This is a genomic window from Allomesorhizobium camelthorni, from assembly GCF_011045125.1.
Classification (GTDB): Bacteria; Pseudomonadota; Alphaproteobacteria; order Rhizobiales; family Rhizobiaceae; genus Allomesorhizobium; species Allomesorhizobium camelthorni.
Genome location: NZ_JAAKZF010000062.1, coordinates 13,313 through 29,679, shown reverse-complemented (window position 1 = coordinate 29,679; position 16,367 = coordinate 13,313). Strand labels below are relative to the sequence as shown.

Sequence of the window (16,367 nt, the reverse complement as noted above, 5' to 3'; positions counted from 1 at the left end):
TTCCTGGGTCGAATGCCGCACGGTTTGATGGTCAGCAAAATTATGGCCGATGGTGGTGAATGCCTTCCACTCATCACTCATCAGATGGGCCTCAAGCTGGACCTCCTTGCCGAGCACGCGTGCGGCCTCGAGCGCTGAAAGATCGTCGATGATTGTGGCGCGGGCATCGCCGGCCGGCGCTCCGACCTTGGTACTGGGTGGCCGCTGCACCCTGGCCATGGCGGGCGATTTCGTGGTTTGTGGCTGTCCTTTTCGCCCGCGGCCTGGAGGCGGCTCACCAAGGTCCTTCTTCGGGCGACCGCCAAGATAGAACCAGTCGACCTCAACGGTCCCGCCAAGCGGGTTCTCCCGGGCCACCATGAGACGTAGCGCATGCCCCATGCGCCACGCTGTTGGCTGGCTCACCCCGAGAGCTTCGGCCAGGCGCACCGAGGACAAGCCCTTGTCGGATTGGAGGATCAGCCACAGCGCCTTTAGCCAAAGGCGCAGCGGCAGCTTGGTCGAGTGCAGGGGCGTGCGTGTCGTGACCGTGAATTGATGCCGACAATCGCCGTTGGAGCATTGGTACAAGCCCGGGCGTGCCCGGCGCTGACCGGTGTTGCGGCCGGCCAAGGCAATCGAACGCTTGTAGCCGCAAGCCGGACAGATCCGGCCGTTCGGCCAAACCATGGCTTCAAGCAATCGTCGACAGTGCTCTTCGTCGCGGAAAGCCTCGACCATGTCCTCTACCGTCCGAATGTCGGACAGCACCGCGTGCATCTCTTCAGGCATAACGATCCCTCATCTCAAAGCAGCGATCAGAATCGCACGCAACGACTACCATTTCAAGGAAATTGCTGTCTTTGGTTGATAAGGGCGAACAACGCTAAGTGAGGACGGGGCGAGAACATCGCTGTGCGTGCCGTTTGGTTGAGAGATTGAGCGGTTTGCGGTTCGTTGTCTGCGCGGCGCGATCCCAAAGTGGCGCCAAGGATTAGCACCGAGGTCGCGGGGGATCGTTGGTTTTGGGGGAACCTCGTTCCTGCCGGCGCGTTGCGATACGGTCCGGGTCAGCGAGGACAAACCAGCATGCAGAGTCGCGAACCGTTGATAATACCGGCCGCAAAGGGCGTTTTGGAACAGGTGGCCGACGGTCTCGTGAGCGATCGCCATTTTGCGGAGTTCAACGACGAACTGACGGACAGAGGTTTTCTTGTCACGTCTGCCGATGACCTGATCACCTGGGCCCGTACCGGCTCATTGATGTGGATGACTTTCGGGCTCGCGTGCTGTGCGATCGAAATGATGCAGATGTCAATGCCCCGGTACGATGCCGAGCGGTTTGGGTTCGCGCCTCGCGCAAGCCCGCGCCAGTCGGATGTGATGGTTGTTGCCGGCACGCTGTGCAATAAGATGGCTCCGGCCCTCCGAAAAGTTTACGACCAAATGCCAGAGCCCCGCTATGTCATTTCCATGGGTTCGTGCGCCAATGGCGGCGGTTATTACCACTATTCCTACTCGGTGGTACGTGGCTGCGACCGGATCGTTCCAGTCGACATCTATGTTCCTGGCTGCCCGCCGACCGCCGAAGCGCTTCTTTACGGGGTGCTGCTGCTCCAGAAGAAAATTCGCCGTACCGGCACCATCGAACGTTGATCATGTTCCGGCCGACATTGCCACTCCCGCTTGTTTTGTCGGATCAGGCATAGGCGGAACCGTTCGACAGCTTCAAACGCTCGGTTGAGCAGTAGAATTTGTGCTGTGGGATGCATGATCTTCGGCCGAATCAATCGCTCGATCTTCCTGCCACGTTGGTGGCAAAGCCCCGAAATGCGACACAATGCAACCGCCGGATGTGTTGCAACTTTTTGATTACCGGCGTTGTGGCAAGGAACGCCTCCGAAAATGATCGAGGGTTGCGATGTTCAAAGGCCGTCAGTTTGACCAATCAGTGATCCTGCTGTGCGTGCGCTGGTACCTGGCCTACAATCTGAGCCTGCGCGATCTTGAGGAGATGATGGCCGAGCGCGCCATTGCGGTCGATCACACCACCATCCACCGCTGGACCGTTCGTTTCTCGCCCTTGTTGCTGGTGCGCTTCAACCGGCGCAAGCGTAGCGTGACCGGCAAATGGCATGTCGACGAGACCTACATCAAGGTCCGCGGCCAGTGGATGTATCTCTATCGCGCCATCGACGGTGTCGGCGACACCGTCGATGGAGCAACGGTGATCGGCGTTGGTGCATGGATGCGGCATGTGGGGCAATAGGGCCTAATCGGCCCGAAGCTGGGAATTTGGCCAAGTTGCAGAACGATTGGGGAACATTATGCCTTGTGTTTCGATTGGGTGATGAACATGACGACGTTCTCGGCGCTAAATTTGAAGCCCTTACGATCGGGAATGCGTTCTGCGGAGATAGGGTAGCGTGGCCGGCGCGGATCGATGCCGCTAACTCGGAAGCGTTCACCGCCGGCAGTAAATTCGCGCCCGAAGTCGCCTGAGGACAGCCCGTACCGTTCGGCCAGAAGCATGAACATATCTTTCTCGAGACTGATGGCTCCGCCATCGGGAGCTGGGACACTCACCCTAAAGACAGGCTCGAAGGAGAAGCCGATATCCACGTTGTGCCACCCGGCGGCTTCAATAACGAGGCCATGATCTTCGGCGATCTTGTGACAAGCCTCAAGCATTTGAGCCTGGATCTGCTCGCAGGTCGCGGGCATCAGGCGGGTTATTTGCTTGCCTTTCGTCATGCCGCTTCTTTCTGTTCGAAATCGATGCGCCGATCCAAATCGAGCTCGAAGCGGCCATAGGGATTGACGTGTCCGTAGATCAGCGGCGTCAGGCCGCGGTAGTCATCCGGCGTCAGCCGCGCTGACCATTTCGGCTCGCTCAGCACCGACTGCATCATGCGCGTGTTCACGTAGACCAGCGACGCCTGCAAAAGATGCAGCGCCAGCACCGAGATCTCCTGGTCGTCGAGCCGGTTGCTGGCAATTTCGCCGCCCTTGCCGAAGAATACGAAGCTGGTGGCGCTGTTCCAGTTCTCGACCACGTTCAGGCCTTTGTGGATTTCGCGGCGGAATTGCTCGTGGCGCAAATACCGGCACAGGAAGATCGTCTTGATCGCCCGGCCGAGCTCGGCAAGAGCCTTGTAGGTGGGATGCATCACCTCGGCTCGGGCAAACCGGCGCAGGATCGCTTCCGGATCGGCGATCCCGCTGTGCATGGCGGCGGCATATTTGACCATTTCGTCATATTGGTGCTCGATCTCCTCCCAGTTGATGACGCTGGCAAGAACCGGAAGCAGGTTCGGCAGTTCGGCGCGCAAACCTGCATGCGGCAGCGCCAGCTTCTGCCGGGCGATCGCTTTCAGGCGCGGGGCGAGTTCGAAGCCGAGCAGATGGCAAAAGGCAAAGCCGACGGCGCTCTGGCCATGGCTGTCGACATATTGCCGCTGGATCTCCATGTCGGTGCAGTGTCGCAGCACGCCCTTGATCATCGAGGCGACCTCCGAGGACGAACAGCGCTTGAGCTGCGAGAAGATGCAGGTCGAACCCTTTTCGACATGCCAGTAGATCATCACGCCGCAACCGCCATAGCGGACATGCCATTCCGTCATCAGGTTGCCATCCCAAGCGCCGAATTTCTTGGAATCCGACGCACAGGCTGTGCCGGTTTCGCCCCAGATGGCGGTATTGCGGATCGCCAACGTTGCATTGGCGACTCGCCCGCAAGCCGCCTCGAGCGAGTCCCGGTGGATGAAGCGCCGGCCGACGTGCAGCAGCTCCTCGTAGCTGACATCCGGGCATCCGGCCGCCACCCGTTTCAGGCCGGCATTCGTGCCCAACCCGTAGAGACATAAGATTAGCCGTCGATCGAGATCGCCACGCGAAAGCGCCACGCGGGAAGCGGACGTCTCAAACGCGTCCAGAAAGCCGGTGTCGAGCGCCGACTCCTTCAGCACATCGAGGAGTCCCGTCATCGGCCAGCGGCGCCCGATCTCGGTCTTGACCGATTGAAGGCTACATGGTTCCAGCAGTGGCTGGAACGGTGTGACCGAGATGCGGTTTTCGCCGCGCCAGAGAATGCGCACCTTGTCGTTGCGTGGGAGTTCAGCATTCAGCAGCCGTAGTTCCCGCTCAAGTTCGGCCTGGATTTTGCGCGTGAAAGCTCGCGCATCCGGCGTCAGGTTGAGCACGCTATAGTAGGCTGCCCGCCGGGTGTCGAAATCCTTGGGCAGATCGTCGTCCGGATTGCGATAACGGTCCGCTCCCACCACCCATATCTCCTTGGCCCGGATGCGGTCGCGCAACTGGCTGAGGACGCAAAGCTCATAGCTGATCCGGTTGATGCGCCCGTCCTTGCCGATGATCGCGCTGCGCCATTTCGGCGGAATGACGCCTTCGATCGGCACGCTGTTGCGCGGCACCACGCGGCATCCGGTTTCGAAAGCCCGCCGGATCCAGTCCAACGCCTCAAGCACCGGCCGATGCACGGAATTGTTCGAGCGAAACTCCAGAACCGGAAGCAGCTTGGGCACGACCCGTCGATAGTGACCGGCATAGGAGCCACGCATGATCTGATAGATACGCCGCTCCAGCGTTCCCTTCGCCCGATGCTCCTTGACGATAGCCGCGAGCTTTTCCTTGCCCGCCACCGGAAAGATCACATCGCGGACCCGGCCGTCCGGCATCTCGATTGCTGCGCCCGCAATATCGACCAGCAACCGTTCCTTGCCGTAAATCTTGTCGATGTCCTTGGCGATTCCGGCCACCACCTTGCGCTTCGAACGCATCCCGATCTTGTGGATGGTCTCCACCAGGAGATCGATCATGCCGTCGATGATCTGCGCTTCGCGCACCATCAGAAAGACGGCATAAAGGCCCAGTCGCCGCCTCGGGACATGGCGGCGCATCTCCGACGCCTTCTCGGCGCCGACCCGCCGGACGATCTGATCGACCCAGGTCTTGCCCACGGTGGATAGAATATTCCGCGGCAAATCCACCCCCTTGATGAAGGCCAGCCGGTCAGCCAGGGCAAGCATATTGTCCAGCGTTGCCGCGCCCACGTCTCCCTTGATCGTATGGAACCCGGTCGCACTATCCGGCTCGGCCAGCGATGCCTCCATCAGTGCGACCGTTTCCGGAACAAGCCGATCCGCAACACCGCCAAGGAACGATTCCGCGAAGCGTTTGCGTTCGGAGCGCACCAGCCGCTCCATCTCCTTGCGGTGGGGACCAAAAATCCTGCGATCCCGACACCAGAGAAAGGCGTCCTCGAGAATCGTGCTGACCGACATGCCGCCAGGGCAAAGCTCCGTCGTGATCCAGTCCGCAAGGTCTGCGCGATCCGACCGCTTCATCCGGCGAAAGCCGAGATGGTGCAGGATTTCCGCGCAATGGCGCCGTCCCGAACGCCCGGAAAAATCGTAACCGAGAAGGTCGCTGGTGCTGACGCCGAGTTGCTCGGCCAGATAGGTTACGGCCTCGTCAGGAATGTCGGCCGCTGCGGTGGCGAAAAATCCGTACGCGGCAAAGAACTTCAGCTGCGCCGCCAGGCCGAGCCGGGTTGCCGTCGGCTTGGCGTTCACAAACTCCATGTCGACAAACGAGAGGCTCCACTCCTTGGCCAGTTCCTTCGGCAAAACATGCACACCCATACACTCACTCCCTGCTTCAGGAGTGAAAGTCTCAGGCGATGATGCCTATGCGGTCAATCTGTTCCGGCAACGTTCCACAACTTGGCCAAAATCGCAGCTTCGGGCCGATTAAGCCTTCCTGGCTATGCGAGGAGCGCCGGCCCATTACGGCATCTAGGATAGATGGAACGCGTTCTTTGCCGCACCGCAATGGCTGCGACGTCTCGCAGCAACATTATTGATCGCCGTATGCAATTAGACTTAACATCCAATACTCTGGGGGCCACTTTCAACATTTTCGGGCCTAGAAAGGCTACGGCTCTGTTAAAATCTCGAAAGGAGACGGCACTATGCCGCGGAAGCCGATCATCGGCGTGATTGGTGGCAACCAAGTGCAACACGACATCGTAAGCGCGGCGGAGGCTGTTGGTCGCGCTGTGGCGATGGAAGGTGCAGTGTTGCTTACCGGTGGCCAACCTACAGAGGGCAACGACGTCAAACGAGCAGCGATGCGGGGAGCATTTGCTGCGCAGGGTGTCGGTGCAGCTACCGCTCGGCTCATTGGCGTGCTGCCGAGCGCTGAATCGGCACCACGCCTAGGAATTGACGCTGCGACGCAGCGATTTATCGAGACAGACCTTTCCAGCTTTCAACGCAATCCGATTAACGTACTAACGTCGGACGCAATAATCGTAATGGTGGGAGGAGGAGGCACACTGGCCGAACTCGGATTTGCGCTGGTGGCGTGCAAGCCGGTTTTCTTCGCGGGTTCGTTCGGCGCGCTCACCAATACCATTGTCGCGGAGCGTGAAAAGATGCGGCAGGCCTTGATCAAGGGGATACCAAAATATGTCGAATTCTGTGGCAGGCCTCTTACCTATGAACTCGTCCAAGCGCGTTTAGAGCGCCTTTTCGCACCCGACAACAGGATCAGCGGAACCGATTGTGACGTCGAAAAAGCCGCCCGCGAGCTTGTCCAAAAGGCAATCGATGGGCTTGGGGATGCTTATCGTTTCCTGGAATCGGGATTCCCCGGCTTGCCAAGCGTGCTGACCAAACAAGATCTAGAGGTATGGCTCAGTGAAATGCCTTAGCAACGCCCGCAAGCCTGGATAAGCTAAATATCAATGAAAACCGCCACCCTGTAGCATGCCTGCGAATGTGACGTAATTGCCGACCCGCAACGGCACCGGAAGATTGGGGTCGCAATCCTCCACAGGATTTCGGACATGTCGTGGAAATTGTTGCGTCCGTAGATGATTGCCCCCATTCGGCTGGCGGCGCTGCTTCAGCATTGGGGCGCCGGATGCCGGAATTCAACACCCCGGTTGCGACTTCCGCTTCTTTCGCGGATGAGGAAAAGGAATGTTGAACGATGGCGCGATTGTCGCTCTTCATCACGGCCAGCCAGTTTGCCAGGTAGGCGGCGGTGTTGTCCCCCGGATCATGCTCGACGCCAAGATCGGCGCATAAAAAAAGCCGCCGTACATTCGGCGATGCACTCTTCCATCGCTTATGCTTCATTGCCGAACCTGCCGGTCAGATCGCGGTCAAGACGGTGCTTGGCGCCTGAAAAATGCGCAACCTCGTGAAGCAGGGTCGAGTTTAGGTGAACCTCACTGTCGAAGCGGTTGGCTATTTGAACGGCATCCGTCTGTTCAGTGTGGAAGACGGCGCCCATGCCTCGGGCCGAATTGCGTTGTACTGTTGGGGCAACAGCGCCGCTCACTTCAACGAACTGCTGGTGACGCCCGTCGCGGCCCAGTTGCGTAACCGGTTGCCGCAACCGTTGAGGCGATGACCGCGCCGCCGGAGCTGAGAAGCAAGGCGCGGCGGTTGATCCTGGACATGGTGAACTCTCCTCTTCACTTCATGGGCAGGCTGACAGATCGGTGTCGTAAACACCGGCCGGCCGCGCTCACCCTAGCACGACAGTTGGCCCATTCCTGTCAGGATGGATCGCACTGTCGTGCGCGCTACAGCCGGAGCATGCCAGTGCGACCGCGCGGATCGGGGCTTGTTGGGGACCTGTTCGATCGATCAATTCCCCTCGGACGTCGAACGCGAAAAGAACGACGCGTTGCAGAAGTTCGTTCGACCCTGACTAATTCACGCCCATGACCCGAGGACGACCTGCGTGTTGCATGAGTAAACGGCAGCGCTGCGCCTAATGTCCGCCGTTGCGAAGGTCATCGCCGCTTCTTAAAAGCGGAAATCATCGCGACCACGCTGAAGTCTCTCGGGCGACCCCGAGTACGCGAAACAGATCGTCATGGGCTCGGCGGGCCGCTCAGACATCTCATCTGTAGTGAAGGGCGCGGCTGTGGTCTACCTGCCGCGAAAGAACCAAGCGTTTAAATCCTCGGCGGCATCGTCGCCTTGTCTATCCTGCGGTGGATGAAGGGGAGCAGAGACAGCAGGTCCTCTCCGTCCCCCTTATTCGTCTCCCAATCCTTCCGCGGAGCATGCGCGGTAGGATTTCTGAAGGTCCCGTCAGGCAGAAATCGGCCTCGCAGCCGTCGTCGGTCCGTTCAAAGGAACTTTCTGGCTGTTGAATTAATTGCTGAGCTTCACTATTGTTCCAGATTAATAGGCGCGTGTTATTTATTTCGACGTGCCAATGGACTGGAAGTTACTGATTACATTATAGAGTTTCCAAATTTCGGAGTCCGCTTTGGACAATTCGAAAGAGAATGGGAACAGGTCTGCTTGGGGGGCTGGCTCGTCTGAGCCGCCGTCAATGCTTCAAAGTCATGCGCCGGCGATCAATTTGCCCAAAGGGGGCGGCGCCATCCGGGGGCTGGGTGAAAAGTTCGCCGCCAACCCGGTCTCCGGTACTGGTTCGATGTCGATCCCTCTGGCGACGAGCCCGGGCCGGTCAGGCTTCGGCCCCCAGCTGTCGCTCTCCTACGATTCAGGTTCCGGCAATGGTCCGTTTGGCTTCGGCTGGTCCCTCTCGCTGCCGTCGATCACGCGCAAGACCGACAAGGGTCTGCCACGATACCTCGACGCCGACGACTCCGACGTTTTCATCCTCTCGGGCGCTGAAGATCTTGTGCCGATACTCGAGGAGGACGTCACCGGCAAATGGGTAGTCCCACATCCCAAGCTCAGGGTGGCCGCCGGCCAGCGCTACAGCATTCGCCGCTACCGTCCGCGTATCGAGGGGCTCTTCGCCGTCATCGAGCGCTGGAGCAACGTCGCCGATGCCGCCGACATGTTCTGGCGCTCCATATCCAGGGACAATGTCACCACTTGGTACGGCAGGACGGCCCATAGCCGCATTGCGGATCCGTCGGACCCGAGCCGCATCTTCAGTTGGCTGATTTGCCTGAGCCACGACGACAAGGGCAATGCCACCGTCTATGGCTACAAGGGCGAGGACTCCGCCCGCATCTTCGAGGATTCCGCGGGAAACGGGGCTCCCAGGGTCCACGAGCGTAACCGCACGGCCCAGAGCCGTGCGGCGCAGCGCTATCTCAAGTTCGTCCGCTACGGCAACCGCTCACCATATTTCCCCCGGCTGCTGGCTGATGCAGCCTGGCCCGAACCGGCCGGCGCAAGCATCGGAGAGGACGGCAGCGACGCTTGGATGTTCGAAGCCGTTTTCGACTACGGCGAGCATGACGCTATCTCGCCGACGGCCAATGACGCTGGCATCTGGCCGGCGCGCGTCGACCCATTTTCGTCCTACCGAGCGGGCTTCGAGATTCGCACCTATCGCACCTGTCAGCGCCTGCTGATGTTTCATCACTTCCCCGGCGAAGCGGGGGTCGAGCGAAACTGCCTGACGCGCTCGATCGCGTTCAGTTATTCGGACGAGATCAATCCGAGTGATGCACGAAACCCAACATATACATTCCTGAAGGGGGTTGCCCAGAGCGGCCACCGGCGCACCGAACACGGCTATGAAAGCCGCGGTCTTCCCCCGATCGAGTTCGAATACACCGAACCCATTGTGCAGGAGACGGTTGAGGAGGTTGATCCGGCCAGCCTTGCCAACCTTCCCGTGGGCCTGGATGGTAGCGCGTACCGATGGATCGATCTGCACGGTGAGGGCACACCCGGCGTCCTCACCGAGCATGCGGGCGGCTGGTTCTATAAGCGCAATGTAAGCCCGCTGACGGGCGCCGCCCGCTTCGCACCGCTTGAGATAGTGGCCGTCAAGCCGAATGTCGGGCTCAGGGGCGACGCCGAGTTCATGGATCTGGCCGGTGATGGGCAGCCGGACCTTGTGGTGATGGAAGGCTCCACACCTGGCCTCTACGAACATGACGACGGGGAGGCCTGGCAGGACTTCCGACCCTTCACCTCGCGTCTGAACCGTCAGTTTCGCGACCCCAACCTCAGGCTGGTCGACCTCAACGGCGACGGGCATGCAGATGTGCTGATCACCGAAGATGATGCCCTGGTCTGGCATCCCTCGCTTGCCGAACAGGGCTTCGGCTCGCCGAGCCGTGTCGCCCAGGCGTCCGACGAGGAAACTGGTCCGCACATCGTCTTCGCCGACGGCACACAGGCCATCTATCTGGCCGATCTCTCGGGCGACGGCCTCAGCGATATCGTGCGAATCCGCAATGGCGAAGTCTGCTATTGGCCCAATCTCGGTTGTGGCCGTTTCGGCGCCAAGATATCGATGGACAACGCGCCCTGGTTCGATCTGCCGGACCACTTCGATCACAAGCGCATCCGTCTGGCCGATATCGACGGCAGCGGCACCACTGACATCATTTATCTGCATCGCGAAGGGGTACGGCTCTACTTCAACCAGTCGGGCAATGGCTGGAGCCAACCGCAGGTGCTGCAGGTGTTCCCGCGCATCGATGATCTGCTGAGCATCGTGCCGACCGACCTGCTCGGCAACGGCACCGCCTGCCTGGTGTGGTCCTCATCCTTGCCGGTCGATGCGCAGCGGCCGATGCGCTACGTCAACCTGATGGGGGGACGCAAGCCCCACCTGCTCGTCAGGACCGTCAACAATCTGGGCGCCGAAACCCGTATCGACTACGCGCCCTCCACCAGGTTTTACCTGCAGGACAGGCGCGACGGCAACGCCTGGATCACCCGGCTACCCTTCCCGGTGCATGTGGTGGAGCGCGCCGAGACCATCGATCACGTCAGTCGCAACCGCTTCGTGAGCCGTTACGCCTACCACCACGGCTATTTCGACGGCGAGGAGCGCGAGTTCCGCGGTTTCGGCATGATGGAGCAATGGGACACCGAACAGTTCGCGACCCTTGCCGATGGACAGGCTCCGGCCAGCAATATTGAGGCCAGTTCGCATGTGCCGCCGGTGCATACCAAAACCTGGTTCCACACTGGCGCTTACCTCGACCGGGAGCGCGTTTCCCACCAGTTCGAGCGGGAGTATTTTTGTGAGCCGGGAGCAGCTGGCAGGACCGCGAAAGCCATGCTCCTGGAGGACACTCTCGTTCCGCCCGAGCTGTCGCTAGAGGAGGAGCGCGAGGCCTGCCGCGCCCTCAGGGGCTCGATACTGCGCCGGGAGGTTTATGCGGTCGATGGCGTCGGCCAGAGCGCGCAATACCCATCCGGCATGCCCTACACGGTCACCGAGCAAAACTTCGCCATCCGCCGGATTCAACCGCGTGGCGGCAATCGTTTCGCCGTTTTCGTGACGCTTCCGCGTGAAGCCATCACGTTCCACTATGAGCGCAATCCGGCAGATCCCCGCATACAGCACGCGCTGACCCTCGAGGTGGATGACGTTGGCAACGTGCTCAAGCAGGTCACCATAGGTTACGGCCGGCGCGCGTCGCCCTTGGCGGAGCCGTGGGATCGCAACCAGCAGACACGGGCCTTGCTCTCCTATGCCGAAAACCGCGTCAGCAGCGACCACGACACCGGCCGGCACGCAATCGACCGCGACGACCACTACCGTGTCCCTTTGCCCTTTGAGACGCGAACCTTCGAGCTGACCGGCTATATGCCCACCGGCGCGGCCGGGCGTTACCAGGCCTCCGATTTCGTCGAACCCGATCTCGCCGATCCGGGCCGCTGGCGCCACAAGTTCATCGACGAGGTGCCCTACGACGCGGCCGCCACGACCAACCCGTGCCGCCGTCTTGTCGAATGCATGCGCACGATATACCGCCGGGATGACCTCACTGGCCTATTGCCGTTGGGCGCTTTGCAACCCCTCGCCTTGCCGGGCGAGACCTACAAACTCGCCTTCACGCCAGGGCTGCTGGACCAGGTTTTCCTGCGTCCGCGTCAAGGCGAACCAGACGACGCCTTGCTGCCGGCAGCGGAGCGCGCGACCCTTCTTGGCGGACAGGAAGGCCATCAGGGTGGCTATGTCGACCTGGACGGCAATGGAAACTGGTGGATTCCATCGGGCCGCTCGTTCTTCAGCCCGAACCCCGACGACGATGCGGCCGAGGAACTGGCCCAAGCACGGGCCCACTTCTTCCTGCCACGGCGATATCGCGACCCCTTCGGTCAGAATGCCTATGTCGACTTCGATCCCGTCGACCTTTTGATGCGCGAAACCTGGGATGGGCTCGGCAATCGTACCACCGTCGATGCCAATGACTACCGCGTGCTGCAGCCGCGGCTGATCAGCGACCCCAACCGCAACCAGACAGAGGTCTGCTTCGATGCGCTGGGCATGGTGGTCGGCACGGCGGTTATGGGAAAGCCGCGACCCGCGCGGCCGAAAGGCGACACGCTGGCCGGCTTCGTTCCCGACCTCACCCAACAGCAGATCGACCGCGTGTTCGGTGCTGCCGACCCGCGCTCTACGGCGGCGGCGCTGCTCATGGGAGCCACGACCCGCGTCGTCTACGACATCGACCGGTTCCACCGGACGCAGCAGGCGAACCCCGATGAGCCGGACAAGTGGCAACCCAGTTGCTCGGCCATGTTCGTTCGCGAAACACACGTTCACTCTCCCTTGCCGCCGCAGGGGCTGAAAATCCAGCTCAGCTTCAACTATTCCGATGGTTTCGGTCGCGAGATCCAGAAGAAGGCGCAGGCCGAGCCGGGCCCCCTCGACGTCACCGACCGAGAGGCGCCGAGCATCAATCCGCGCTGGGTTGCCAGCGGCTGGACCATCTTCAATAACAAAGGCAAGCCGGTCCGCCAGTATGAGCCATTCTTCAGCGCGTCGCACCGGTTCGAGTTTGGTGTGCTGGCCGGCGTCAGCCCGGTCGTGTTTTACGATCCTGCCGGCCGCGTCGTCGCGACCCTGCATCCCAACCACACCTACGACAAGGTCGTCTTCGACCCTTGGCGGCAGATCACTTACGACGTCAACGACACCGGCACCGCCCGCAACCTGGAGACTGGCGACCCACGCACCGATCCCGATATCGGCGGCTATGTCGCCCATTACTTCGAAGCGAAGTCGGACACCTGGCAGACCTGGCACCAGCAGCGAATCGACGGCGCCCTTGGTGGGGACGAGCGCACCGCCGCCTTGCGCGCCCAGGCGCATGCCGACACGCCAACCACGGTGCATTTCGATGTTCTCGGTCGCGCCTTCCTGACCGTCACGCGCAACCGCGTCGTCTGCCCGGGCCATGACCTCGACGGCACCGAGGAGAGCCTGGCCACCCGTGCCGAGCTGGACATCGAAGGCAACCAGCGAGTCGTGCGCGACGCCATCGCCCAGGCCGGCGACCAACTCGGCCGGATCGTCATGCGCTACGCCTACGACATGCTCGGCAACCGCATCCGTCAAACTAGCATGGAAGCTGGCGACCGCTGGATGCTGAACGATGTCGCCGGCAAGCCAATCCGCGCGTGGGACAGCCGTGGCCACGATTTCACGACGAAGTACGACGCGCTGCGCCGTCCGACCGAGCATTATGTACGCGGCACTTTCAGCGATGCCGATCCGCGCACCTGCGACCGCGACATCCTGGTGGACCGGATCGAGTATGGCGAGGGTATCCCTGATGCCGAAGCCTTGAACCTGCGCACCCGCCTCTACCGGCGTTTCGATTCCGCGGGCATCGCCACCAATGCGCGCCTCGATGCGACCGGCAAGCCGCGCGAGGCCTATGACTTCAAGGGCAACCTGCTGCGCAGCACGCGGCAATTGATCAGCGACTACACCACAATTCCCGACTGGGGTAACAGTCCGCAACTCGATGCCGAAACATTCGAGGGCGGCACCCGCTACGACGCCCTCGACCGCCCTATCCAGTTGGTCGCGCCACACAGCAGCGCAAAGAGGGCCGAACATCGTGCCAAGTTCAATGTCATCCAGCCGGTCTACAACGAGGCCAGTCTGCTGGAGCGGCTGGACGTCTGGCTGGAACGCGACTCCGAGCCCAGCGCGCTGCTCGACCCGCGCAATGACGCTGCGTCCCCGGTGGGTGTTGCCGCTCTCGATTACGACCCCAGGGGGCAGCGTCTGCATATCGGCTACAAGAACGGCGCCGGCACGTCCTACAGCTACGATCCGCTCACCTTCCGGCTGACACAGCTGCTCACGGTGCGCGACGCAAACGCTTCTCCCGATGATGACCCGCAACCGCCATCGCCCGGCTGGCCCGGCCAGCACCTGCAGGACCTGCGCTACACCTACGATCCCGCCGGCAATATCACTCACATCCACGACGATGCGCAGCAGACCGTGTTCTTCCGGAACAGACGTGTCGATCCGAGCAATGACTACGTCTACGACGCGCTCTATCGCCTGGTCGAGGCGGATGGACGCGAGCATCTGGGGCAGGCGCGCGGAGCCCCGATCCCGCATTCGCCCGGCGATCTCGACCGTGTCGGGCTGCTGCACCCCGGCGATGGCCATGCCATGGGCGCCTATACCGAGCGCTACGTCTACGATGCCGTCGGCAATTTTCTTCAGATGCAGCATCGCGGCAGCGACCCGGCGCATGCGGGGTGGACACGCCGGTACAGCTATACGGAGCTGAGCCAGATCGAGGATGGCAGCGGCGGAGCGCTATCCAAGACCAGCAACCGCCTGAGCAGCACCACGCTTAACCCCGATGATGGCGGCGCGGCGGCGGGGCCCTATCAACACGACACCCACGGCAACGTGGTGCGCATGCCGCATCTGGGTGCCGGCGGGCCTGAGCCGAACATGCACTGGGACTACAAGGACCAGTTGCACCGGACCGACCTGGGCGGCGGCGGCACGGCCTATTACGTCTATGACGCTTCAGGCCATCGTGTGCGCAAGGTGTGGGAGAAATCGCCGGGCCTTGTCGAGGAGCGCATCTACCTCGGCGGCTTCGAAATCTTTCGCAGGCACCGCGGCGCCATCGGCATCGGCACTGCCGAGCTCGAGCGCGAGACGCTGCATGTGCTGGACGACAAGCAGCGCATCGCCCTGGTGGAGACGCGCACGCTCGACGCCGCCGGCAAGGACGGAACCGCCCGGCAACTCATCCGCTATCAGTTCGGCAATCATCTCGGCTCCGCGAGCCTGGAACTGGACCGGCAGGCCCGGGTCATTTCCTACGAGGAATACGCCCCCTTCGGCAGTTCGACCTATCAGGCGGTCCGCAACCAGACAGAGACAGCAAAGCGGTATCGCTACACAGGCAAGGAGCGCGACGAGGAGAGCGGCCTCTGCTACCACGGTGCCCGGTACTACGCGCCGTGGTTGGGCAGATGGACGAGCGTTGACCCCGCCTTTCTGGCGGCTCAGGAGGGTCAGCCTGTCGACCAGACGTATCAATATGTCTCAGACCGTCCAATTGTGGCTTCAGACCCCGATGGCCGAATTATCTGGTTCGCAGTTATAGGCATTGTCGCCATCGCCACGGTGACCGTCACAAGTGACGCGAACGCCCCCACTAGCGCTGAGGACGCACGTAGAGCCAAGCCGGCCGTCACGAATGCTGAATTTGCAGCGCGGACTGGAGTGATCGGTGTGTCTTGGTTTGCCGGCGGCGCCGTGGGCGACAAGATTTTGCTGGGCACTGGCTCAAAGGTGCTTGCCGGCGGGGGAGGCGGTGCGTTCGGTGGCGTGGTGGGTTCGCCCGGCGACCTGCTCGTTTCAGACTTGTTTAGAGGCAAGGTCAGCTCCGGAGGTGAGTATGTGTCCCGTACGATCGGAGGCGCAATTGGTGGGGCTGCGCTGGGTGTAGCCTTCGGCGGTTTCTCGAGAGCCGTTAGCGGTCCGGCTACCCCACCGCCCGGTGGTTTCGGATGGCACAACGTATTTGGCCTGCGGGGCATGCGGCCTGGCCGCGCTGCAGACATTGCAGAAAAGTTCGAGGCCCGTTTCGGCGATCCCCCCGAAGGAATGTATGTGGTGGGAAGCCGGGCGGAGGCTCACACCACTGGAAAGTGGCCGGAAGGGTCGGGGCCAACAAAGAGCGACATTGATGTAGTTATTCAGTCTGAAGTTCCCAACGTAACCAAGTGGACACCCGAAGGATTCGAATTCCTCAAAGAAATCAATCCAGGCAGGGTCCCGCCTGGGGTGACTGGTATTGGCCACGGACCAGGAAAGACACTCATTGGATCAGAGCCAGGTAATATTCCAAAGGCAGGCTTGGTTGATCCATTTATCGGGCGTTCGGCCGACCTGCCGGATCTGAGCCTTGGACCGGCAATAAAGGTCTGGCCACCTCCGTCCAGTCCCCCGCAAAACCTCAGGTCACTCGCTGAGCGCCTAGCGGGTCCTCTTGCCGGTCCACTGGTTGACTACGCCTGGCAAGCAATATGGGGCAGCAGGCCTAAACCGACGGAGGGCTCTCGGTGATTGCTCCGCAAACATTGCGGGGTCGATGAAGGTTTTGAAGGAGA

At 61.3% G+C, this 16,367-nt stretch carries 9 protein-coding genes and 1 pseudogene; 5 read left to right on the top strand and 5 right to left on the bottom strand.

Annotated features, from left to right (window positions below; genetic code table 11):
• Positions 1-771: IS1595 family transposase (locus G6N73_RS26990; protein WP_165033056.1), on the bottom strand; the 771-nt coding region annotated here is incomplete at its 3' end.
• A gap of 297 nt (positions 772-1,068) precedes the next feature.
• On the opposite strand from G6N73_RS26990, the gene G6N73_RS26985 reads away from it, so the two are divergent.
• A complete protein-coding gene (locus G6N73_RS26985) occupies positions 1,069-1,635 on the top strand; it encodes a NuoB/complex I 20 kDa subunit family protein (protein ID WP_165033055.1) in 567 nt (188 codons plus the stop codon).
• Positions 1,636-1,900: 265 nt separating this feature from the next.
• Positions 1,901-2,197, top strand: a pseudogene (locus G6N73_RS26980) (IS6 family transposase); the annotation flags it as partial.
• Positions 2,198-2,304: 107 nt separating this feature from the next.
• On the opposite strand, the gene G6N73_RS26975 reads toward G6N73_RS26980, so the two are convergent.
• Both G6N73_RS26975 and G6N73_RS26970 read right to left on the bottom strand, forming a co-directional pair.
• Entirely contained in the window at positions 2,305-2,733 is a 429-nt protein-coding gene (locus G6N73_RS26975; protein ID WP_165033054.1) for a hypothetical protein, read from the bottom strand.
• Positions 2,730-5,642, bottom strand: a complete 2,913-nt coding sequence (locus G6N73_RS26970; RefSeq protein ID WP_165033053.1) for a Tn3 family transposase — start codon at positions 5,640-5,642, stop codon at positions 2,730-2,732. Before G6N73_RS26970 ends, G6N73_RS26975 begins: the two co-directional genes overlap by 4 nt.
• Positions 5,643-5,971: 329 nt before the next feature.
• Here G6N73_RS26970 and G6N73_RS26965 point away from each other — a divergent pair, with 329 nt between their 5' ends.
• Positions 5,972-6,715, top strand: a complete 744-nt coding sequence (locus G6N73_RS26965) for an SLOG cluster 4 domain-containing protein (protein ID WP_165033052.1) — start codon at positions 5,972-5,974, stop codon at positions 6,713-6,715.
• Here the strand turns inward: G6N73_RS26965 and G6N73_RS38740 are convergent.
• Together G6N73_RS38740 and G6N73_RS38735 are read right to left on the bottom strand one after the other, a co-directional pair.
• Entirely contained in the window at positions 6,699-7,145 is a 447-nt protein-coding gene (locus tag G6N73_RS38740; protein WP_425484146.1) for a zincin-like metallopeptidase domain-containing protein, read from the bottom strand. The genes G6N73_RS26965 and G6N73_RS38740 overlap by 17 nt on opposite strands.
• Complete coding sequence (locus tag G6N73_RS38735) at positions 7,135-7,302, bottom strand: zincin-like metallopeptidase domain-containing protein (RefSeq protein WP_425484145.1); 168 nt, start codon at positions 7,300-7,302, stop codon at positions 7,135-7,137. The genes G6N73_RS38740 and G6N73_RS38735 overlap by 11 nt, the downstream gene beginning before the upstream one ends.
• Here G6N73_RS38735 and G6N73_RS26955 point away from each other — a divergent pair.
• Complete coding sequence (locus G6N73_RS26955; protein WP_165033046.1) at positions 7,231-7,422, top strand: hypothetical protein; 192 nt, start codon at positions 7,231-7,233, stop codon at positions 7,420-7,422. The genes G6N73_RS38735 and G6N73_RS26955 overlap by 72 nt on opposite strands.
• A 939-nt stretch (positions 7,423-8,361) precedes the next feature.
• Positions 8,362-16,323, top strand: a complete 7,962-nt coding sequence (locus tag G6N73_RS26950) for a SpvB/TcaC N-terminal domain-containing protein (protein WP_165033051.1) — start codon at positions 8,362-8,364, stop codon at positions 16,321-16,323.
• Positions 16,324-16,367 lie beyond the last annotated feature (44 nt).